At 38.2% G+C, this 20694-nt stretch carries 14 protein-coding genes; 4 read left to right on the top strand and 10 right to left on the bottom strand.

The window, feature by feature from the left end; translation table 11 throughout:
* Positions 1 to 83 precede the first annotated feature (83 nt).
* The 3 genes from L1266_RS15275 to L1266_RS15265 all read right to left on the bottom strand — a co-directional run bounded on the left by L1266_RS15275 (position 84) and on the right by L1266_RS15265 (position 6145).
* Entirely contained in the window at positions 84 to 3302 is a 3219-nt protein-coding gene (locus L1266_RS15275; protein WP_235377832.1) for a P-loop NTPase fold protein, read from the bottom strand.
* A gap of 225 nt (positions 3303 to 3527) precedes the next feature.
* The gene (locus L1266_RS15270; protein ID WP_063529806.1) at positions 3528 to 5714 is read right to left on the bottom strand and encodes an ATP-dependent DNA helicase; all 2187 of its coding nucleotides are present in this window, start codon (positions 5712 to 5714) and stop codon (positions 3528 to 3530) included.
* Complete coding sequence (locus tag L1266_RS15265) at positions 5705 to 6145, bottom strand: hypothetical protein (RefSeq protein WP_063529807.1); 441 nt, start codon at positions 6143 to 6145, stop codon at positions 5705 to 5707. Before L1266_RS15265 ends, L1266_RS15270 begins: the two co-directional genes overlap by 10 nt.
* Positions 6146 to 6722: 577 nt before the next feature.
* Between L1266_RS15265 and L1266_RS22430 the strand changes: the two genes are divergently transcribed.
* From L1266_RS22430 to L1266_RS15250, 3 genes are all read left to right on the top strand, one after another.
* Complete coding sequence (locus L1266_RS22430; protein ID WP_063529808.1) at positions 6723 to 7169, top strand: MbcA/ParS/Xre antitoxin family protein; 447 nt, start codon at positions 6723 to 6725, stop codon at positions 7167 to 7169.
* 438 nt (positions 7170 to 7607) lie between these two features.
* On the top strand, positions 7608 to 7892 hold the full coding sequence (locus tag L1266_RS15255; protein ID WP_063529809.1) for a hypothetical protein: 285 nt from the start codon (positions 7608 to 7610) through the stop codon (positions 7890 to 7892).
* A gap of 2 nt (positions 7893 to 7894) precedes the next feature.
* The gene (locus L1266_RS15250; RefSeq protein ID WP_063529397.1) at positions 7895 to 8791 is read left to right on the top strand and encodes a TIR domain-containing protein; all 897 of its coding nucleotides are present in this window, start codon (positions 7895 to 7897) and stop codon (positions 8789 to 8791) included.
* Between the two features lie 207 nt (positions 8792 to 8998).
* Here the strand turns inward: L1266_RS15250 and L1266_RS15245 are convergent, their stop codons facing one another.
* From L1266_RS15245 to L1266_RS15215, 7 genes are all read right to left on the bottom strand, one after another.
* Entirely contained in the window at positions 8999 to 9562 is a 564-nt protein-coding gene (locus L1266_RS15245) for a hypothetical protein (RefSeq protein ID WP_063529398.1), read from the bottom strand.
* Positions 9563 to 9813: 251 nt separating this feature from the next.
* Entirely contained in the window at positions 9814 to 10311 is a 498-nt protein-coding gene (locus tag L1266_RS15240) for a hypothetical protein (protein ID WP_063529399.1), read from the bottom strand.
* A 2-nt stretch (positions 10312 to 10313) separates the two neighbouring features.
* A complete protein-coding gene (locus tag L1266_RS15235; RefSeq protein ID WP_063529400.1) occupies positions 10314 to 12560 on the bottom strand; it encodes a hypothetical protein in 2247 nt (748 codons plus the stop codon).
* Positions 12553 to 14136 (bottom strand): site-specific integrase, encoded by a 1584-nt coding sequence (locus L1266_RS15230; protein ID WP_063529401.1) that lies wholly within the window; start codon positions 14134 to 14136, stop codon positions 12553 to 12555. The genes L1266_RS15235 and L1266_RS15230 overlap by 8 nt, the downstream gene beginning before the upstream one ends.
* A 1-nt stretch (position 14137) precedes the next feature.
* Entirely contained in the window at positions 14138 to 15481 is a 1344-nt protein-coding gene (locus L1266_RS15225) for a tyrosine-type recombinase/integrase (protein ID WP_235377831.1), read from the bottom strand.
* A gap of 148 nt (positions 15482 to 15629) precedes the next feature.
* Positions 15630 to 16322, bottom strand: coding sequence for a single-stranded DNA-binding protein (ssb, locus tag L1266_RS15220; RefSeq protein ID WP_054552791.1), 693 nt, complete (start codon positions 16320 to 16322; stop codon positions 15630 to 15632).
* A gap of 20 nt (positions 16323 to 16342) precedes the next feature.
* Positions 16343 to 17710 (bottom strand): MFS transporter, encoded by a 1368-nt coding sequence (locus L1266_RS15215; protein ID WP_235377830.1) that lies wholly within the window; start codon positions 17708 to 17710, stop codon positions 16343 to 16345.
* Positions 17711 to 17872: 162 nt separating this feature from the next.
* Here L1266_RS15215 and uvrA point away from each other — a divergent pair, with 162 nt between their 5' ends.
* Positions 17873 to 20692 carry an excinuclease ABC subunit UvrA gene (gene uvrA / locus L1266_RS15210; protein WP_187489765.1) on the top strand — a complete coding sequence of 940 codons (2820 nt, stop codon included), beginning with the start codon at positions 17873 to 17875 and terminating at the stop codon, positions 20690 to 20692.
* Positions 20693 to 20694: the final 2 nt, after the last annotated feature.

Genomic DNA, 20694 nt, shown 5'->3' with positions numbered 1-20694 from the left:
TAACGAGGGCTTGATTATAGTGAGACCAGTTTGTGATTTTGCTCATTGTTGTTGCACGGGCTAGTAGGATATAGATGATCTGATCACAGGCTGGCAAGATAGTTCAAACTTTTAGGAAACAACGCCTTATTGAAAACAAAACCACTTCCTTCAAGACGAATCATCTCTGTGACAAAAGAAGCAATTGAATCACCATCCCACACCTCAAAATTAATTTTTTGCTTATCAAACCATGTTGCAACATCTTGATTAGATACAATATTCTCAAATAGAACCAAGATTTCTTGACTTCCCATTGAATGTTCCAGCTCAACATAATCATCACAGTTTACAATTATACACTCAGCCTCTTGAACAGATGTTTTTGGCAAACCAATCAACTTATTTAGCGCTCTTGATAATTTACGGCGGGAAAATTTTGGGAGTATTGAAATTAAACTACCTATCCAAGCTTTATTAGAGTAACTTTCCATTTTACTGACTGATAAATCAGTAAAAAAGCGATTGAGAGCACCACTTAATGACCCACACTTGTTAAATCGCTTATTATTTTTCACATACCATTCTACAATTAACTTAATTGAGCTGTTTGGTTTTTCTATTTGTTCTATCCACCAATCAACATCTGCTTCACCACCACTATCAATTAATTCAAGGATCTTACTTCGCCATTCGTTAGAACTGTTAGTATTCAGTATATCAAACAAGAAAAGTTCATCCATTTTCTCTAGTGCGCTCAAAGTAAAACCATAAGATTTCATCCAGCCACTTAAAAAGTGTAATAACTTGTCTTCCTCAATATTCAATGTTTTTAAATCAGTATATTTTCTAATTACAGCATCAATATTTAGCTTCTGAACTCGAGAATTAAGAATTAGAATATTTATAGCCTTCGTGACATACTTACTTAACATTTGGTTTTCTAAAGCAGATAATATTTTGCCAAAACTACAAGAAACTGCTAAGCAGTTTGCCAACTCGTTATGAAATTCATCCGTTAGCTCAATATGAGATTCATAAAAATTAATATTTTGAGGTGTACTATGGTAAATAATATTAGCGACCGCTTGAGCTAGCCACTTAGTTTTACTTTCCTCTTCTATGAAAGAAAGCCCTCTCTGATAGTAATTTTGTAAGCTTGAATGGTACCACTCTTCAGCATATATATTTGATTCCAGCAATGCCCCTGCATTTATTTTTTCAACGGAAGGAAACTCTTTATAAAGTTCTAGAAGCACGTTTTCTTCACTCAGCCAGCCAACTCTGAACCTGCTTGAAACCTCTTCAAGTAACTCTTTATCTATATAATGCTCTTCATTAATGACTGAAAATATTTCCTTAATATCACTTTCTTTTAACTTGCGAACTTCGATTTGCCAATTTGGAAAAGAACTTCGGTTAGGCCACAAATAATGGATAAACATCTTGGCATTAAAAAGTTTGGTTATAATCGGGGTTCGATTTGAAAGGAGCTGCGAACATCCATACAATAACTTTAAGGTTCCATTCACATCATCCAAACCAATGAATTCATCTGGTTTTTTATTTATCGATTTATAATAACTTTCAATTCTGGCTCTATTAATTTCAACTCCAAATTTTACCAACTGCTGTGTTGAAGAAATTAAATTTTCGATATCTTTTATTTCTAAAGAATCCTTTTCTATAGCTATATTTATATGTGAAAACCACTTATCAACCCAAGTTATATATGTCGAATCTTCTGTTTTTTTCATTTTCAGCATCAATGAAATAAATTTATCAGTTCCTTCCTTATCTATTAAATCTAGTAAAATTTTATCATAAGCGTAAATATTCTGTTTAACTATAAATGGCTCTATATCCTCGCTATTTAATGCTCTACTCAATGGGGCTCTAAGTATCTCACTTTCAGCAACAATATAACTCGATAAATAATGTATTGAGACGAACTCTTTCGACCAAATTTCAAAGTCAATAGTACGCTCAATAATTGCTTTACTTTCTTTTAATTTATCTTTGATATCATTAATCTTTGATTCTGAAGACAATACTTCAACCGAAGACAAGCTATAGTTTTGAACTGATAACTGATAATAAAATGCGGTTATAGTATGAATAGGCTCGTTATGTGTTGATAGAAGGCTCACAATTGAATTGATTAGCTTTTTCATAAAACGAGGAGTTACTGGGGTATTGTTAGCATATGTCCATAAATCGATTAATGATAAAATACCTTTTAATTCTTCGCCTTCAACAGATATTCCAGTCTCTTCAATCATTTTTGAACAACTCATTTTCCAATCCGCTGAAAGTATTGGAGCAACCCTAAATGATATTGGTATTCTTTTTGAAATAAACTCCATTCCTTCTGCTTCATCAGAAGATAATGAAGATGCAACATGTTTAATTGAATAAGGAATTAATAATTGAATTTTAGTCTGCGCTATAGAAGTAAATACTTCGATATCACTCCACACTTCCCTTAACTTTTCATTTGTTACACGATCCAAATTATCCAGCACTAAGATAAACCTTTTATTTTCAGGAATCTCAAAAACGAAAGCCTCTAAAGCTTCCTGCAACTCATAAGCACCTACCTCTTTATTGATTTCAATGGTTTCTGAAATTGTGTCCTTACTATTTCGCTTGAAGATATCACCCGTTGTAGGAGGGGTACCAAAGAAATAAAGTATCTTTTTCCTTTTTTGTGCGCATCTAACAATATGATAAGGAAACCAAGCGAGGAAAATTGAAAGTATAGATAAACCGTTAACATCAAAGTTATTACTCGCAACTTGAAACCCATCTGTAAAACATTGATAAACAAATTGGATAAAATTCCCCACCCCAGATAAAGCATCAGGTAAAAGTCTCACCCCAGCCAATAGAGCTATCGTAAACCAAATAATCCAGATATTAACATTACTTTTAATATTAGATGTGTACTCAAAGTGATTACCTAAGGCTACATTCTTGGCTTTTTCAATTTTTGCTTTACCATCGCTTGAAGTAACAGAACTTTCAATTGCAGAATAAAGCTTTTCAATTAAAGCTTTTTTAGTAGCACCATGCTGAAATCTCTCAACATCAAATTCTACAAACTCATATTGTTCTTCTTTGCTAAGACATTTGATTAGCTCTAAAACAGTGCTTTTTCCAGAGCCAAGATTACCTTCTATACCCACAACATTAATGTCGTTGTCATTTTTTAAAGATTTAAAAACAGCATCAGCTGTCCGACTATGACTTCCACTATGAAATAAATCTTCTTTGGAAGGCTTTTCTATTAAAAAAGTATAGCTGTTGTTATCATTATCCATATGAGAAGTAACCTAAACCTTGTTTCGTCAATCAATTTAAAAATAAAAAATTTATCAAAGCAAGCTAACACAAGAAAAACTATCTGTCATTTAACTTGTTTACATAATAAACAAGAGATAGTTTATAAATTAAATTATTGTATGGGAGTTTAAGCTAATGATATGAACCCTAATCCACTTTTCTTAGGTTCTTACTAAAAACCCGTATTACAATTCAAACTCTGCTTAATCTATCGAATCTTTCAACATTTCAGCTAAGGCTGTTTTGCGAGTTTCAATTGCACCTTTCTTGTTTACTGCATATCGAAAATCAGCTTCTTTCCCGATGATATGTACTTTAGTTTCCGCTCGTGTAACTGCTGTATAAAGCCAGCTGCGATCAAGTAATATACCTCGTTCAAGAAGCACAATAACATTAGGTGCTTGTGAACCCTGTAATTTATGTAATGTTAAACAGTAGGCGAGGTCGATATACTCAAACAGTTGCCAGTCTATCTCTAATAATCGTTTATCACCCTTTTCATCAAAATCTTCCAGTTCAACAATACAAGCGTATTTGTCAGTTGCTACCGCACTTTTAATAACACCCAACGTACCATTTTGAACATCATATTTATAACTGCCTTTGGTAAAAACAATGGGATCGCCTTCTTTAAAGTCATAACTACCTTTTGTGATAGGCATATCGGTTAGATCAAGGTCCTTTCCATTATGGTTCACAGCAGCTTGCAACTTTATGTTTGCCTTTCTGACCGTAGAATTAGTAGGAGCTATTATCATTGCATTACCGTACCCTGAATAAGCCGTTACAGCATCTTGTAAAAGCTCACCTGCTGATTCTTGAAATACTATCTCAGCGGTATTTAATGATTCAGGCATCATTCCGTGCCGTATAGCCTTTGAGTACGCTGGTACACTGCTTTCTTTTCCCTGCCGTCTCACGACATCAAGTTCCACATGGTTAATGACTCCACTATTAATGGAGTCATTTAAAATGAAACCCGCATTAATTGGCGGAAGTTGATAAGGGTCACCAACCAGCAAGATCCGTGTTTCATCAGAAAACAGAGTAATTAGCCGCCACATAGTATATGCATCTAGCATTGAAGCTTCGTCCACAAGCAAAACGTTATTCTTTTCATTAATGGCTGTTTCACGTAACAACCGCGCAATAGTCATTGTTTCAATGCCTATTGATTGCTGAAGTCTACGGGCTGCCTTCCCTGATAACGCAACCGGGTATATTGTAAAGCCGAGCCTCAGATAAGAATCAACAATAAGCTTCGTGGTAAATGTCTTACCTGTACCGGCACCGCCAGTAAGTGCAAATATTTTACTGAGTAATGCTGTCCTTACTGCTCGCTCTTGCTCTATTTCTAATTTCCAGCCATCAGGTATTGCAGCTGAATACGCCTCTTCCAAATCACTTCGCCAAGTTTCATTAGATTGACGAAGTTTGTTGAATCGTTTTGCTATGGTTTTCTCGAATATATAATTGCCCGAAACATAGTATTTATTGCCTTGCTTAACAAACCCTAAAATATCACCATCTAACTCAGATGCTTTTGAAACTAAGCGAGAGTCATTGTTCAAAAGTTTTTTAATGCTAGGCTCTATGTCTTGCCAATCAGCGACGGTATTTCCTTTGTCACTCCATAACCTCAAAGCTTGTTCAACGATGGCTGCTAGCCTAATTACATCATATTGTTTGATACCGAAGTGCTTTTGAGCAATTTCATCAACTTTCAAAAATCGCATACCTAATGAAAACAAACGATAAGGATTCTGCGTTAAGAAATTAATTGCGTCCCGATCGGCGATTCTGAATAGTTGACGCTGAATAGGTGACTCAATCTCCCACTTAACCAACTGAGATGCATACTTTAGATTTGAATACTCTTTATAGCCATCCCAAAGTCCATGCACCGCTTTATCGCTAAGAAGAACTTTTCTGACAGCTCGAAAGTTAGTTATCGATTTATCGTGCTTGTATGGACCGTATCTGTCGCACTCAAGTATTTTAAATATATCACTTCGAAACTCTCGCCAAAGAAATTGTGCACTTACTGTTCCGATGCCTTCAAATGACTTTTCCGTACTTAAAAAAGTAACAAAACCAACTCCGTTATCTGGCATTACGCATTTAAGTTTAGGTTCCATGAAGCGCCAAACATCAACAAAGCCACCTGTACTGATTTGTTGCTGTCTTATACTGAAGTTTTGTTCTTTTAGTATTTTCCACTGTTGACCTACTTTTGGATCGATATTCAACTTATTCTGAGTGGTAAGTACTTCAATACGATGCGCCCCAGCACCTGCGTTAACAAAAACAGCGCCTAATCGAACATTGTCTGGACTATATTGATATATTCTCGTGAGCCTAATTAAGTAAGCGTTATTGCTCATTTCCATAAACCCATTTCCATCAGGACTTCTTTAAACTCAGAGAGTTTTGCAACTTCAGCAACTAGCTTTGCATTTTCATTTTGTAGCCTACTGTTTACTCTTTTTAAATCACGAATTTTGGCGCTATCTTTTATATCTTCTTCCGTTTCTTTTAAAACATCAATAACTCCATGTTGCAAAGGCAGGTTTGTCTTACGTTGATTGTAAATGCCTGAAGTAGCTAATTCTTGTTTTAATTCTTGTAGCATATTAAAAAGCTTTTCATTTCTAGCTTTTTTAAATGCAGAGGGGTCGAAGCCAAGTTCATTAGCTATTTTCTTTGGACTTAACGTATTACCATGCCAATAATCTAACCAATTAGGCGACTCTTTTGATGTCATTTCAGCAACCCAGCCTTGGAATAAGTCCCTATTGCGTTGGCCTCTTTCTTTACTCATCTTTACTGTCACCGAAGTTTGTCATAATGTTCCCCTACTAATACCACCTCTTAAAGGAGTTGGTTCTGAAGCTTCAGCTTGTATTTTTTACTTGCTAATTTTTATATATTAATGAAAAACTTAGAAATATTCTTTAGAAAGTTTTAATTTTGATACTTTATTCAAAAGTAACCACTAGAAAGATTTTGGAAGAGACTACTATAAGGCTTGCAGAACTTCAGCTCTAATAAGATTTACCTGTTAAAGCAGAAGCTTAAAAGGTACAACATAGTTATCATTAATTTTTGCATTTTTCGATGCCATATTATTGTTGCCAAAAGGACTCTACAACACCCCAAACCCATGGCCCGCGTCAGGCGGGTATAAGAAAAATGCATACTACAGAAAAATAGACACGCATTATTAACATTTCAAGTCACAACTGCAAAGCATCGTTAAATTTGTCACTGGCAAATGACTTTTCTTATAAAGCATTCTAACCACAATTTATATTTGAGCTTTTTAAGTCTCAAAAACTCAAAAATATGTTTTTTCTGCTAAAGTTTGTTTTGTACATAAGTATTAAAGAGAATATACAGTGAGAAAATCCCCATCAAAAACCTCTGATGACCTTGATCTGATAAAAGTAATATCAAGCGGTGAGTTATCTTCTCATTCAAACTCCCTCGATGAAATAAACTTTATAAAGAAAGGGGTTTTAGCCAAGGGGCTTCTGACCTTTTCGAAACTTTTGAAGTGGGACTTAGAATCAACAGCGGCAGTACTTGGAATAACTTCAAAAGAGCTCTCAAGTAATAAGCTCCAAAGGTTAAATTCAAAGGCCACCAAAAATGCAATCGAAATTACAAAGTTGTGTCAAGATGGGATTGAGTATTTTGAGGGTGTTGAAAACTGGAATGGGTGGTTGGATACCCCGCATCTCCATTTTAAAGGGCAACCCCCCCGTTCCGTCTTGAACTCAACAGAAGGAAGGAAGTTTATTAAACGAGTTATTAATAACTTAAAATATAGTTTTACCGCTTAATTAAAAAAGTATCTGTTTAGCAATCACTCAGTGCAATATCTAATAGTGGAGCATGATTAATGTCAAATTATCAGCTTTGAGTTGGGTTCTTGGTGACAAATGGGATATGTTAGACACCTAACCTAGCGTAGAATTAACAAATACCTTTACGCATGACATTTTAGGAATAAGTTAAGCCCAGTGTTTTAGGAGCTTAAATGAGTATAGTGTGTATATTGCTAACACCTAATAGAGTGTTAGCAAATAAATTCAATCATAGACTCTTTAGTTGATTATGATATGCCTAATTCTTATGCACGCGATTTAGTTGACAAAATGGCTATAGATATTAATTTTAATCATAGACTCACGCCTGATGGAAAGATTGTGCGATAAGAATTTCTAACAAGCAGTTTAAACAGAACAAAAATATAGAAATATCATTAACAGGAAGGAACCATGCTTAAAATTACTGGACTCGATAAACTGCAAAAAGATCTAAAAAATGCAGAGAAAGCATTGAATGAACTTGATGGGCAGTTGGGCGTTGTTAACTTTGATCCTCACGACCCTGCAAGCATTGAAGCTGCAATCCAGTCAGTTAACCAAATCATTGATAACCGCATTGAACCTTACGCTAGTAGCCCTATCGTAGGGTCGCTCGCCGAACAAATGAAAGAAAGTTATAGAGAATCAATCCTTCAAAAAGCCGCTGAGGCCCGATTGAAACAAGACGAGAAATAGTAATGAATCAAGATGTTTTTGAAGAAATTAACAACGCAATCATAGATTTACAGAATTCAAAGTTGCAAACGTATGAACGGCCCTTGAAAAAACTCGGCCAATTGTTAAATCATACCGAACTTGAACCTTACAATGAAGAGTTAACCGAAGATGTTGATTTAGACGCTTTCATTACTGAAAGTGAAAAAACAGGGGGGGGCATGGTAGGGAGCGCCCAACTTGCTTGGCCTGATGACCACAAAAAAACGATGGGGTTAACCTTACTTCTTATAGAGAAACTGGCTAATGACCCACGTTACGCTATTAACTTCAGTCATCACTTCTTCTACTCCGGAAATAAAATAATCTCAGGTATCCACACGCTCAATGGACAGCTTATTATTCCTTTTATTCGTGATTATAAGAACTATGTCCAATCAAAGGGGAGTACTGAAATTGTATTGAAGCAGCCATTTTCACGAAAGGTTTTTATCGTTCATGGCCACGACGATGGTGCGAGAGAAACTGTAGCTCGCTTTCTGGAACGAATTGGTTTAGAAGCCATTATACTCCATGAACAGGCTAATCAAGGAAGGACCATTATCGAAAAAGTCGTTGCAAACAGCGATGTTGGGTTTGCGGTAGTCCTACTTACACCTGATGATGAGGGCTGTATCAAAGGTGGAACACTCGAACCTAGAGCCCGTCAAAACGTACTATTGGAACTAGGCTACTTTATTGGACGCTTGGGTCGAGAAAAAGTATGTGCTCTTAAACGCGGTTCGTTAGAAATACCAAGTGATTTCGCAGGTGTTGTTTGGGAAACAATGGACAGTAGTGGTGGCTGGAAACAGGCTCTAGCGCGTGAACTCGAAGCTGCTGGACATAGTATAGATTGGAACAAAGTCATGCGTTCTTGATACACTCTCTTCCTTATAAGCTCTAGAAGCACAGTATTACTCTTCTGCTAACTTTAGTAAACCATCTATGAGGTTTAGTAATTGGGCTTGTATTATAAGCGCATGAGCTACCTCTTTATTTTGATTTAAAATTTGGCTCTTTATATCAAAATCGGTAACTCTCAATTTCTCAAATTGAGGTGTAAGACCTTACCTGAACTAATACGCTTAAATATCAGACGCTAATTCTGCCAATTTTAATTTCAAATTTTCAACTTGCAATTCAAGCTCCTTGTGCAAAAGTGAATATGGCTTAATATAGCTTTTACAGTCTCTTCCTTCTCGGTATGAGTTTTTATGTTCAGATGCCATATTATTAATTTTTTCACGGCTTTTTAATATATCTTCATATAGAGGTAATAATTCGCGTCCGTAAATATTAAGGATCATTTCAATTCGCTGAAAATCAACTTTTTTACTATTACCATCTTCAATTATTTCATCAAGATACTGGTTATAATCAATTTTTCCTTTCATTACTAAAGTCAAATTAAAATAATACGAAAAAGCATTGTTTATCCATTTACTAATAAGTACGTAAAGTTCTTCGAGTCTCTCCCTTTTTATTACGTTTCTTTCATGTTGTTTTTCCATTTCCATTTGTAACTTTAATCTTGCCGAGCTAGATATATTTGCAAAAATTACCCCCGAAAATCCAAGGCCTGCACCTATCAAAACACCAAAAAAACCGATCCAAGACTTTGCATCTATAGAACCTATTATCTCTAACATTAATTAGTATCCCTTATACCTTTAGAACAAAACACTCTTCTTAGACTAGCAAATGTCGCTTTTTAGAAAATAATACTTTACTGAATTAAACCTTATCAGGTTAAACGCAAACTACAGCGCCACTTTAAAAGTAAACACCTTGAAAGCATTCTGACTATTGTAATTTCATTACTTAGAGATAAGACTTTATACTCATGGCCGATAAAATTACCACCAATTTCAGTGCCAATTACCTAATAACAGCACACTAATCACCCTCTATTCTTAGAGGGCAATCCGCTATCAATAGAGATAGCAAGCTTATTCAAATCAACACCATCCATTTTCTGTAAGTTATGCTGCCATCGAGCAAACCTTTCAAGTAAAATATCACGTTGCTCACTCAGTCTATCATTCTCTGAGCTAAGCCTCTCATTTTCTCTCTCAAGCTTTTCAACTTGTTTTATGAGTTCAGCTATCGTTGCATCATCACTATCCAGTTTTTCAAGAAGATGGGTTAGCTTGTTTGAGCTTTCGAATAGCAACTTAGCTTCATCAATGGCAGCAGATTTTTTATTTCGTAATTCTGTTTTTTTCAAATCAAAAGCATGCTTTATCTCATCATGCTTTGTGAAAGTGTGCCGTGATGGGGGGCGTTTTAAGCCCAATTCTGATTGAAGTTTGTCAGAAAGAAGCTCATAAGTAAGTTTACCACTCCAACCATCGATAATCTCTAGAATCATTTCTTTGTTGTCTGTTACAAAAGCCATGATTACTCCTCCATATCAGCTAACGCTAAAGCGGTAAGATCAAACGTTGGGATAACACTCTGCTCGTCAATATTAAGTGAGCGCTTAACTGGTGAAGGATCTAACTTATCGGGAATTCTGATGGGTGTACCCTCAGGTCTGTTTGGATCTTCCATCATAGCAATAATGGTTTTAATCTTTGATAACCTAAAGCCTGTGGCAGTTACCCAACGATCAGCACCGAAAACTTTATCTCCAGCTTTAACGATTGCATCCTCTAGCTGCTCCTTATTAAGCTTCTCAAGGTTTTTAAGCTCTTCAAGAGTGTTTGGCAGCCCCTTAAGGCATTCATGGTCGCTACAGACCGCACAATCGCCATTTTTAACACACGGGCTTTCTGCATAATTGTGAACGCAATAGCCTAACCCTGTGAACTGAGCGACACCTGAGCGATTAATTCCGAGAGATTTAAGAGAGACTGGTAAGCCTAAATCATGCAACACGATTGCCGGAGGTGGCGACTCTGATGTGTATGGCGATAAAAACTGATTGGCTTGAGCAACCGTCATAACACCTTCACTCTTAACTACATTCCCAATTCGCTTTGTTAAACGAGATTTTTGCTCTTGAGTTCTTCCATCATAGGCCTTATTTTGTTCAATATCAGCGCGCCCAGACCACTTAGCAATAAGCCAGTCCTCTTCACCTGCGAGCTTTAACTTTGTATTAAGCCAGTGTCTAAACTGATGTGTTGTTAATTTTAATTTAGAACCATCTTCATCTTTAATTCCTAACTCAACAAAAATAGATTCGATTGAATCTTCAGATGCATCTCTATCAGATCCTAAAGCATCACTTATTGCACCATGCCCTGTGAGTAGCCACGAAAAAGGTTTTACATTAAACTCTCTATGAAACTCATTTTCTCTAACCAGAGTAATACAGTCCCAAAGCTTAACGTCACCATAGTTAGGAAAATCGCTTGTTTTATATTGCTGATCTACTACGGCTCTCAAGTCATTGTACGAGGGAAATTTGATCTTAATGCCGAGATGCTTTTTACTATATCTATTAACAACATCATTGTTAGGTAGAATGCTAGCATTAGTGCATAGTTCTTTTTTCCAATTTGCAACACCATTTAAATTACTAATTAGTTTCTTTAGCCAAGCGACATTTGTGCCATATGTTACCCAAGTTATGTCGGCTCCTCTCGAGGATTTTCCTGTTTTAAACCCCATAGCATGAGCGAATTGATCATAAGTTAAAGGCTTATCATGTGAGAAATCGTTTGGTGTAATACATTTACTGTGTTTCATGAATAATTTAGGCTTTTCATAAGCAAAGCGAGCTGCATACCTAGCCGGAGCGGATATATCTATTAATCTTTCAAATGCCTGCCTTACAACATCTTCCATTAACTTCGGTATCCACTTTCGTACAGGGTCACCGCCTTTAGCTGGATTCCACATCAGATACCAACGCCCTTTATCACTTTTCTGTAGTGAGTTTATTGTTAAGCCACTTAGTTCTTCGTTTCGGCTTGGCTGGCACATCAACATTACACATAAACTGCTAAAGTATTTTTGCTTTAAAGTCTTAGCTTTATAAAAAGCATCTGCGACCTGAAACATTTGATAATCAGAAGGACATTTATCTTCCTCTGTCTGACGACTCACTTTATCAAGTTTAATTTTTGAGTCGGACGGACGAGGGAAAGGATTTGACCACTCTTGTAAATCTAGTTTGAATCGCTTGTCCTTAATAAACTTCAATATTTTTTCAAATGACAGGCCAATATTGCGCTTGCCTCCAGCACTCAATCCGCTGTTCTTAATCTGCTCTTCCACACGATTAATTACCGTGTTATTGAGGTACATAATATCAATGGCGACTCTACCATTTTGAGTCGCATTTTCTTCTAATGCATTGTGAAGCCATACCAATGAAGAGGCCCACATAACTGAGTCTTTGTGATTGAGCGACTGTTGGTATCGTACATAGGCTTTGGCAAAGTCAGCAAATGGCTGCTTAAATGGTGTATATTTCGAATGATTTTCGCTGTTACCAAATACGATGGTTAATTTCTTTCCTCTTGCTGTATTCCAAGACCACTTATCACATTCCCATCCCTTTTGAATTCCGCTAGGGCTTTCAAACTCATGATCATCAAAAAGCGTTAACTTATTCTTCGAAAACTCAATAAAATCATTGTAATTTTTTTGTAATTCAAGCTTGTGTTTAGGTGTAAATATCAATACATCAGACATTTAACGCTCCCTCTTTTTCCAACTCTTGTTTTCTAGCTTCACACTTTCTGATCACAACTTTGATCGCATCAATGCTGCGATTATGGCCTTGTAACACAAATTCACTTGCGCCCATTTTACGCTTTCGATCACGCTCCATCGTGACATTATTAAGTACTTCAATGTGTGGTGCATTTACCCATGGTTGAAATTTATTGCATGTATAGCAATGAATTGTCCCGTTCGCACAAAAGCCATACTTACCGCAGTTTCCTACCGTTCCACCCTCATCTGAAATTACTCGGCTTCTAGGATCATTCGCGCGGATTGCGTCTTTTTCACTATCGATCAGAGTTCCAGAAAACGCTTGTGCTAAAGGTGTTAAATTGGGTTCTAATGCTTCATCGATTCGATCTGCCATTTCTTCATTAAATTCTGTATATACAGTTACATGCTGAGTATCTTCATGACCTAACTCTTCAGCAATAATATGAGCACTTGCACCTAGCATTGCCATGTTTGTTGCATGAGTATAACGAAATCGCCTTGCGTTTATATGTAAGTCCCCAAAGGCTCCATTCATTTTAATACGTGAAGTTTTAAGAGGGCATAACCTTGCAATGTTTTGGATAAGCTTGCCAGCTCCACTCTTTGTAAGACATAACAAGTCTGGAGTTTTTGACTGAACATTTAGAAAATCTTCAAATTGATTCAACCCTTCAATTTCATTTTCATTTAAAAAAATTGGGATAGTCTTCTTTCGTGAATCAGACAACTTAATACCAAAATGATTTTCGATGAACGAAATACTACTTTCTGACTGGGCTTTTAATACTAGATATAAGTCTTCATTAATGTCATCTTTGACCTGAAATGATTCTCTAAAACTCGCTTTATGTTTTTTAGCATGTGGAATTTTTAGATCGAAGCAACTCATTGCATCTTGTTCTCGCTCAATCAAATCCTCATGATACATATAACGTAATTGTACAGGCCTAGCCCCTGTATATTGCAGCGCAATCAAAAAAGAGTAGCCTTTCAAAGATATAAGTTCCGATGTAAATGCATCAACATACCAGTTAATAAACGCAGTTTGCTCATCAAAAGAGTACGCCCCACTATAAGGGCAACCGATTGCGACCGCTTTTCCTTTTTCTGCCCCTTTTAACTTTATAGAACTGAGCAGTTGAACCGCTTTTTTATCTACCCCCGGTATCCCTCTGTCATGCCAGTCCAATATAAAAGCTCGTATCTGTCCTAATTGCCATTCGTGGCTTTTATCCAATGTAGCTCTAAAGTTGATTATATGCTCTTCATTAATGACATCTGAAACCCCACTTATAGCAAATAAATGCCTTATATTTACGTAAATAGATTGAACATAACCTGCTGACAATTCAGACACATAATTTGCAAGAGCAATTCGAAAGTTATTTATAAACGAAGAGTTCAACTTTAAAGGTGTTAGTAATTTAAAGTTTATTTGTAAGTCTGAATTTAATCTCCAAACATCCTGATAAACATCAAACTCATAGTTACTTTTAGTTAAGCGAATGTCACTTTGACGGTTTTTGATTGCCGCATTAGCTCTTTTCATTTTATCCCTTATAATTAGTTATTATGGCTTTATGTCGCAAATTTTTATGCGTCTTTTTTCGTAACTGGCTTGCTTTCTTTCTAGATGTTCTTTTTAAGTAAAAACGGCCTGATTTCAATGATGAGTGCCCATTTAACTCCGCTCGAATTTCGAGCTCTCGTTGTTCAGAAATTAAATTTTCATGCGAGTACAGCTTCGCTTCCTCATGTAGGCCGGCCTCCTTTAATCTCTTTACTTCTGCACGAACAATCTGTCTTTCTTTATCAATACAATGAGATAGTTGATCATTGAAAAAATGCCGAAACAGGTGTGGAGTAATTCCCCAGAACCGCTCTGGATTGATGCTCTTTATACGGTTGAAAATATCATTTATTGTCTGTTGAATAATTGGTTGACCTGACTCATAGTGCCCAGCCTTACCTTTGTGTGATACAAAAATGAAAGGGTGGGCTTTGGCTGTCTTTGTCTTAGACCGATATGATCTGATATAAATATTTAATAAATCCCTTAACTCTTTTGAAATTTCGATAGTCCGACCAAGTGTTTTCGCTGTTGGCTCCTTTAACCTTGGATCATCCTTACTATCATGTCTCCTAACGACCGAAAGTGTGGGAGTTTTAATGTCTGTACCTATATCACTAATCCGAAGTGCTAACAATTCAGAGCATCTCAAACCTGTCTCATATAAGACTTGGACAATTAAATAATTTCTAAGTTGAATCGTAGAGTTTTTGAATGGGTTGTGCTTTGAATTAGGCTTAGATACTTCAACAAAATCTTCAAATGCATCATCGGGAATACCTGATTTGTCTAGAGGCACACTCTTCAATCGACCGTCTGACATATTCTTCTTAAAATCAGCTTTCATTTTATCTAATGCATCGAATAGTTCTGTAGCAGTTGCTTTATTCTTAAGTCTCTCTTTACCAATAAAGGTTAAGAATTCTGCAATGTGGGCAATTCGAGCAATGTACTGAGGTTTTTTTATCGTTGGCTTTTCTTGCGATTTGGAAAGATAGAATTGGCCCAGATCAACAATATTACTTACAGGTTTTATTTTGAGCGCTTTAGCTTGATAGGTGCAATGCTCTTTTATTTTATTCAAATCGTTACTATTAGGTATCTTGCCATTATATATTTCGTCAAGAAGATCTCTATCGTTGATTTTCTCCCATAACCTGAGGTGTTTAATATTTTTCAAATATTGCACTATTGATGTTACTGCCTTATTCATTCGTAATTTTTGAGTAACAAAATGAGTAACCCAAAAATCAGGAACACCATCATCACCTAACAAAAATGCATAACGTTCACCACTTTTAAATTTTTTCACTACGATACGCATAAGCACCAACTAATCAACATTTTAATTTGTTATAAAGTAATATACACAGCAAAAAATATTTTTCAACATTATTTTTAGTTAAAAAAAAGAGAGCCGCTATTTAGCGGCTCTCCTATACATTTTTCAACATTTTCAACTTTGTCTTAGGTCAGAACGGGATATCGTCATCAAAGTCGATTGGTGGTTCCATTGGATTTGATGCGCCGCCTTGTGGGGCATTTTGAGGCTTAGGAGCAAAACCACCTTGTTGAGGTGCATTGTTTTGCTGCTGACCATAACCGCCACCATATTGGTTATTGCTCTGCTGCGGTGCAGACTGCTGTTGTGGACGCTGTTGCTGCTGTGCTGGCGCAGACTGTTGCTGTGGAGCATAGCTGTTATTGCTTTGTGATTGCTGTGCACCACCGCCGTAACCGCCACCTTGTTGCTGACCACCTTGGTAACCGCCTTGTGATTGACCACCTTGATAGCCACCGCCACCACCTTGCTGCTCACCACGACCGCCTAACATTTGCATTTGACCGCCCATGTCTACCACGATTTCTGTAGTGTATTTTTCTTGGCCTGATTGATCAGTCCATTTACGCGTTTGTAAACGACCTTCGATGTACACTTGTGAACCTTTACGAAGGTATTCACCAGCAACTTCTGCTAGTTTGCCAAATAACACGACACGGTGCCATTCAGTACGCTCTTGCATTTGCCCTGTGTTTTTATCTTTCCAGCTATCTGTCGTAGCAATGCTGATATTCGCTACGCCATTGCCATTAGGCATATAACGTACTTCTGGATCTTGGCCTAAATTACCAACCAAGATAACTTTGTTCACACCGCGTGCCATGGAACTTCTCCTATAAAACGTTAGATTAAACCAGCCACTTTGCGTGCTTGGTCTAGGTCAAATTCTTTATCATTAATCTTTAAATAGCTGCGATTTTCATCACAGACAACCGTTGCTTCAATTACGCCCGGTAAAGCAACAAGACGAGAAGCAAGCGCTTGTGCCTGCTGCTCTGAACTTAATTCAGTCATTAAGCTAATTATTTTACTTCTTGGTGGGACTTGCATATTCCAAGCAAGGATAAGCCATATTACCCCAACAAGTGCCGCCGCCGCAAACACTGCTTGCGCACTTAATGCTTGAGCAACGTAACCCCCTAATAAACCACCTAAAAAGGCACCAAAAAACTGCGTAGATGAAAATACTCCCATCGCAGAACCTTTCTGGTTTGCTGGGGCAATACGCGAAACCAGTGCAGGCATGGTTGCTTCTAAAAAATTAAAAGCAATAAAGTAAACCAACATACAAATACCGATGCCAATCACCGAATCAACCCATAACGACATCGCGAGCATACTTAAAACAAGCAGTGCGATTGAGCCAATAAAGGCTTGTTTTTCTTTTTCTTTACGGATCGCCACAATCATCATTGGTGCCATCAAGAAAAACGCTAAAAACAGCACAGGGATATATAAATACCAATGATGGTCTGCGACTAAGCCGTCTTTTATCAGTTGGCCTGGTAAGGCTACAAATACGGTAGTTAATGTAAGATGAAGCAGCATTACGCCAAAATCGAGGCGTGCTAATTGTGGGTGTTTAATCAGTTGCTTAATATCATCAAGCGTAGCAAGTGTGTCACCTTTTGGCGCCTTATTGACAGCATTAGGCACCAAAAAAAACACAATTAAAATACCTAAAATGGCCAGTCCTGCGGTAAGCCAAAATACCCCAGCAACTCCCCACGATGCAGCAACAATAGGCCCTAGTAGCATAGCAACGGCAAAGCTCATACCAATACACATACCAATCACGGCCATAACTTTCGGACGTTGTTCATCACGGCTTAAATCAGAAGCAAGCGCCAATAAGGCACTGGCAATCGCCCCCATGCCTTGAAGTGCACGCCCAAGCGTAACCATTTGCACAGACTCAGCGGTTGCCGCAATTACAGAGCCAAGTGCAAACACACAAAGGCCACCAATAATCACTTTTTTACGACCAATTTTATCAGACAACCAACCCATAGGGATTTGCAGCACGGCTTGCGTTAAACCATAAGCACCAATAGCAAAGCCAATCCAAAGCGGCGAAAACCCTTCTAATTGCTGCCCATAGATAGCCAATACTGGCATCAGCATAAATAGGCCAAGCATACGGAATGCAAAGACGCTCGCCAACGAAACGGCAGCGCGTTTTTCTCGAGAGTTGAGTGAAGATGCTGTCATGAATTACTGATCTTGCTGTCTATTAAAATTTGAGCGTGGATTCTACCACAAGCGAAAACTAAATAATCACCTGTAAGTGATGATTTTTTCTTTGATCAAGGATTAATCTTATCGCGTATTATGAGATACTGAAAAAATAATTAGGTAATAAAACGAGATAGCATGGAAAACATTGAAGTCCGAGGCGCCCGTACGCACAATTTAAAAGACATCAGCCTAACCATTCCCCGTGATAAGCTGATAGTTATCACTGGCCTATCTGGTTCAGGGAAATCGTCTTTAGCGTTTGATACTTTGTATGCAGAAGGGCAACGTCGTTATGTTGAGTCACTGTCAGCGTATGCGCGACAGTTCTTATCACTAATGGAAAAACCCGATGTCGATCACATCGAAGGCTTATCGCCGGCTATCTCTATCGAGCAGAAATCAACGTCGCATAACCCGCGTTCAACGGTCGGTACAATTACCGAGATTTACGATTACCTACGTTTATTATTTGCCCGTGTAGGTGAGCCTCGCTGCCCTACTCACGATTTACCGCTTGCAGCACAAACGATCAGCCAAATGGTCGATACGGTTTTAGCGCTTCCTGAAGGAAGTAAGCTAATGCTATTAGCGCCAGTGGTAAAAGATCGTAAAGGTGAGCACGTTAAGCTGCTTGAGCAACTCGCAAGTCAAGGCTTCATTCGCGCCCGTATCGATGGCGAAGTCTGTGACTTATCAGATCCACCGACCCTTGAGCTTCATAAAAAGCATACTATCGAGGTCGTGGTTGACCGTTTTAAAGTTAAAGATGGCCAACAACAGCGTTTAGCTGAATCATTCGAAACAGCCCTTGAGCTATCAGGTGGTATTGCCCATGTAGCGGCAATGGACGATTCACTCAGCGAAGACATGCTGTTTTCTGCTAATTTTGCCTGCCCAACGTGTGGCTACGCTATGAGTGAACTTGAGCCGCGTTTATTCTCGTTTAATAACCCGGCAGGTGCGTGTCAAAGCTGTGATGGTTTAGGTGTGCGTCAGTATTTTGATCCAAACCGTGTTGTACAAAATCCAGAGCTAAGTTTATCGGGCGGTGCAATTAAAGGCTGGGACAAACGCAGCTTTTATTACTTCCAAATGCTGCAAGCTGTCGCAGAGCACTATAAGTTTGACCTAGAAGTACCTTTCCAAGAGCTTAGTAAAGAGGCCAAAAAGGTAATTCTTGAAGGTTCTGGCAAAACTAAAATTGCCTTTAACTATCGTAACGACCGTGGCGACTTAATTACGCGTAACCATGAGTTTGAAGGCGTTTTAAATAATATGAATCGCCGCTACCGTGAAACCGAGTCAAACTCAGTGCGCGAAGAGCTTGCTAAATACCAAACAAGCCAAGCGTGTCCGAGCTGTCATGGCTCGCGACTACGTGAAGAAGCTCGCCATGTATTTATAGGTCAAACAAACTTGCCAGCTATCACCACAATGAGTATTGGTGAAAGCATGGCATTTTTTGATGGCTTGAATTTAACTGGTCAGCGCGCACAAATTGCCGAAAAAATTCTCAAAGAAATACGTGACCGTTTATCTTTCTTAATTAATGTAGGCCTTAATTATTTATCACTTGAGCGAAGTGCCGATACCCTTTCTGGTGGTGAGGCTCAGCGTATTCGTTTGGCAAGCCAAATTGGTGCAGGCCTTGTTGGTGTTATGTACGTACTGGATGAACCATCAATTGGTTTGCACCAACGCGATAACGACCGCCTACTAAAAACCCTTATTCACTTACGCGATTTAGGCAACACCGTTATTGTGGTTGAACATGACGAAGATGCCATTCGCGCTGCGGATCATATTATCGATATCGGCCCGGGTGCCGGTGTTCATGGCGGCCATGTTATTGCACAAGGTACCCATGACGATATTCTAGCTAGCAAAGATTCAATCACGGGTCAGTACCTCTCTGGCGAAAAGAAAATCGAAGTACCGGCGGCTCGCCATCAAACTACTGACAAATGGCTTGAGTTATTTGGTGCCACAGGTAACAACTTAAAGAACGTTGATTTACGTATTCCATTTGGCTTAATGACCTGTATCACAGGTGTATCAGGCTCAGGTAAATCGACGCTTATCAACGACACTTTATTTAAGCTGGCTCATACCGAGTTAAATGGCGCAACGACCGCAGAAGCGGCACCGTATAAGTCAATCAAGGGTCTAGATCATTTTGATAAAGTGATTGATATTGACCAAAGCCCAATTGGCCGTACTCCGCGCTCAAACCCAGCAACTTACACCGGTATTTTCACCGGTATTCGCGAGCTATTTGCGGGTACTCAAGAAGCCCGTTCACGTGGCTATAAGGTCGGTCGTTTTAGCTTTAACGTTAAAGGTGGCCGTTGTGAGGCTTGCCAAGGCGATGGTGTGATCAAGGTAGAAATGCACTTTTTACCTGATGTGTATGTACCTTGTGATGTATGTAAAGGTCAGCGCTACAACCGTGAAACCCTCGAAGTACAGTACAAAGGTAAAAACATTCACCAAGTACTCGAAATGACCGTAGAAGATGCCCGTGACTATTTTGATAAAATTCCGGCTATTGCACGTAAACTGCAAACCCTAATGGATGTAGGCTTGTCGTATATTCGCTTAGGTCAAGCTGCTACTACCCTCTCTGGTGGTGAAGCACAGCGTGTGAAACTGGCTCGTGAACTTTCAAAACGCGATACAGGTAAAACCTTATATATCCTTGATGAACCAACTACGGGTTTACACTTTGCTGATATTCAGCAATTATTAGTCGTGCTTCACCGCTTACGCGATCACGGTAATACCATTGTTGTTATCGAGCATAACCTTGATGTGATCAAAACCGCAGACTGGATTGTCGATTTAGGCCCTGAAGGCGGCTCAGGCGGTGGTGAAATTTTAATTTCTGGTACACCTGAAGACGTTGCCGATTGTGAGCGTTCACACACAGGAAGGTACTTAAAACCATTACTATAAAA

This window comes from Pseudoalteromonas sp. Cn5-37 (assembly GCF_021532495.1).
In the GTDB taxonomy this organism is placed as follows: Bacteria; Pseudomonadota; Gammaproteobacteria; order Enterobacterales; family Alteromonadaceae; genus Pseudoalteromonas; species Pseudoalteromonas simplex.
This window is presented reverse-complemented; position numbering and strand designations above follow the sequence as displayed.

Bases quoted from the DNA above. Each gene is read 5' to 3' on its own strand.
- L1266_RS15275 (WP_235377832.1), bottom strand. From the start codon at position 3,302: ATGGATAATGATAACAACAGCTATACTTTTTTAATAGAAAAGCCTTCC.
- L1266_RS15270 (WP_063529806.1), bottom strand. From the start codon at position 5,714: ATGGAAATGAGCAATAACGCTTACTTAATTAGGCTCACGAGAATATAT.
- L1266_RS15265 (WP_063529807.1), bottom strand. From the start codon at position 6,145: ATGAGTAAAGAAAGAGGCCAACGCAATAGGGACTTATTCCAAGGCTGG.
- L1266_RS15255 (WP_063529809.1), top strand. From the start codon at position 7,608: ATGCTTAAAATTACTGGACTCGATAAACTGCAAAAAGATCTAAAAAAT.
- L1266_RS15250 (WP_063529397.1), top strand. From the start codon at position 7,895: ATGAATCAAGATGTTTTTGAAGAAATTAACAACGCAATCATAGATTTA.
- L1266_RS15245 (WP_063529398.1), bottom strand. From the start codon at position 9,562: ATGTTAGAGATAATAGGTTCTATAGATGCAAAGTCTTGGATCGGTTTT.
- L1266_RS15240 (WP_063529399.1), bottom strand. From the start codon at position 10,311: ATGGCTTTTGTAACAGACAACAAAGAAATGATTCTAGAGATTATCGAT.
- L1266_RS15235 (WP_063529400.1), bottom strand. From the start codon at position 12,560: ATGTCTGATGTATTGATATTTACACCTAAACACAAGCTTGAATTACAA.
- L1266_RS15230 (WP_063529401.1), bottom strand. From the start codon at position 14,136: ATGAAAAGAGCTAATGCGGCAATCAAAAACCGTCAAAGTGACATTCGC.
- L1266_RS15225 (WP_235377831.1), bottom strand. From the start codon at position 15,481: ATGCGTATCGTAGTGAAAAAATTTAAAAGTGGTGAACGTTATGCATTT.
- ssb (WP_054552791.1), bottom strand. From the start codon at position 16,322: ATGGCACGCGGTGTGAACAAAGTTATCTTGGTTGGTAATTTAGGCCAA.
- L1266_RS15215 (WP_235377830.1), bottom strand. From the start codon at position 17,710: ATGACAGCATCTTCACTCAACTCTCGAGAAAAACGCGCTGCCGTTTCG.
- uvrA (WP_187489765.1), top strand. From the start codon at position 17,873: ATGGAAAACATTGAAGTCCGAGGCGCCCGTACGCACAATTTAAAAGAC.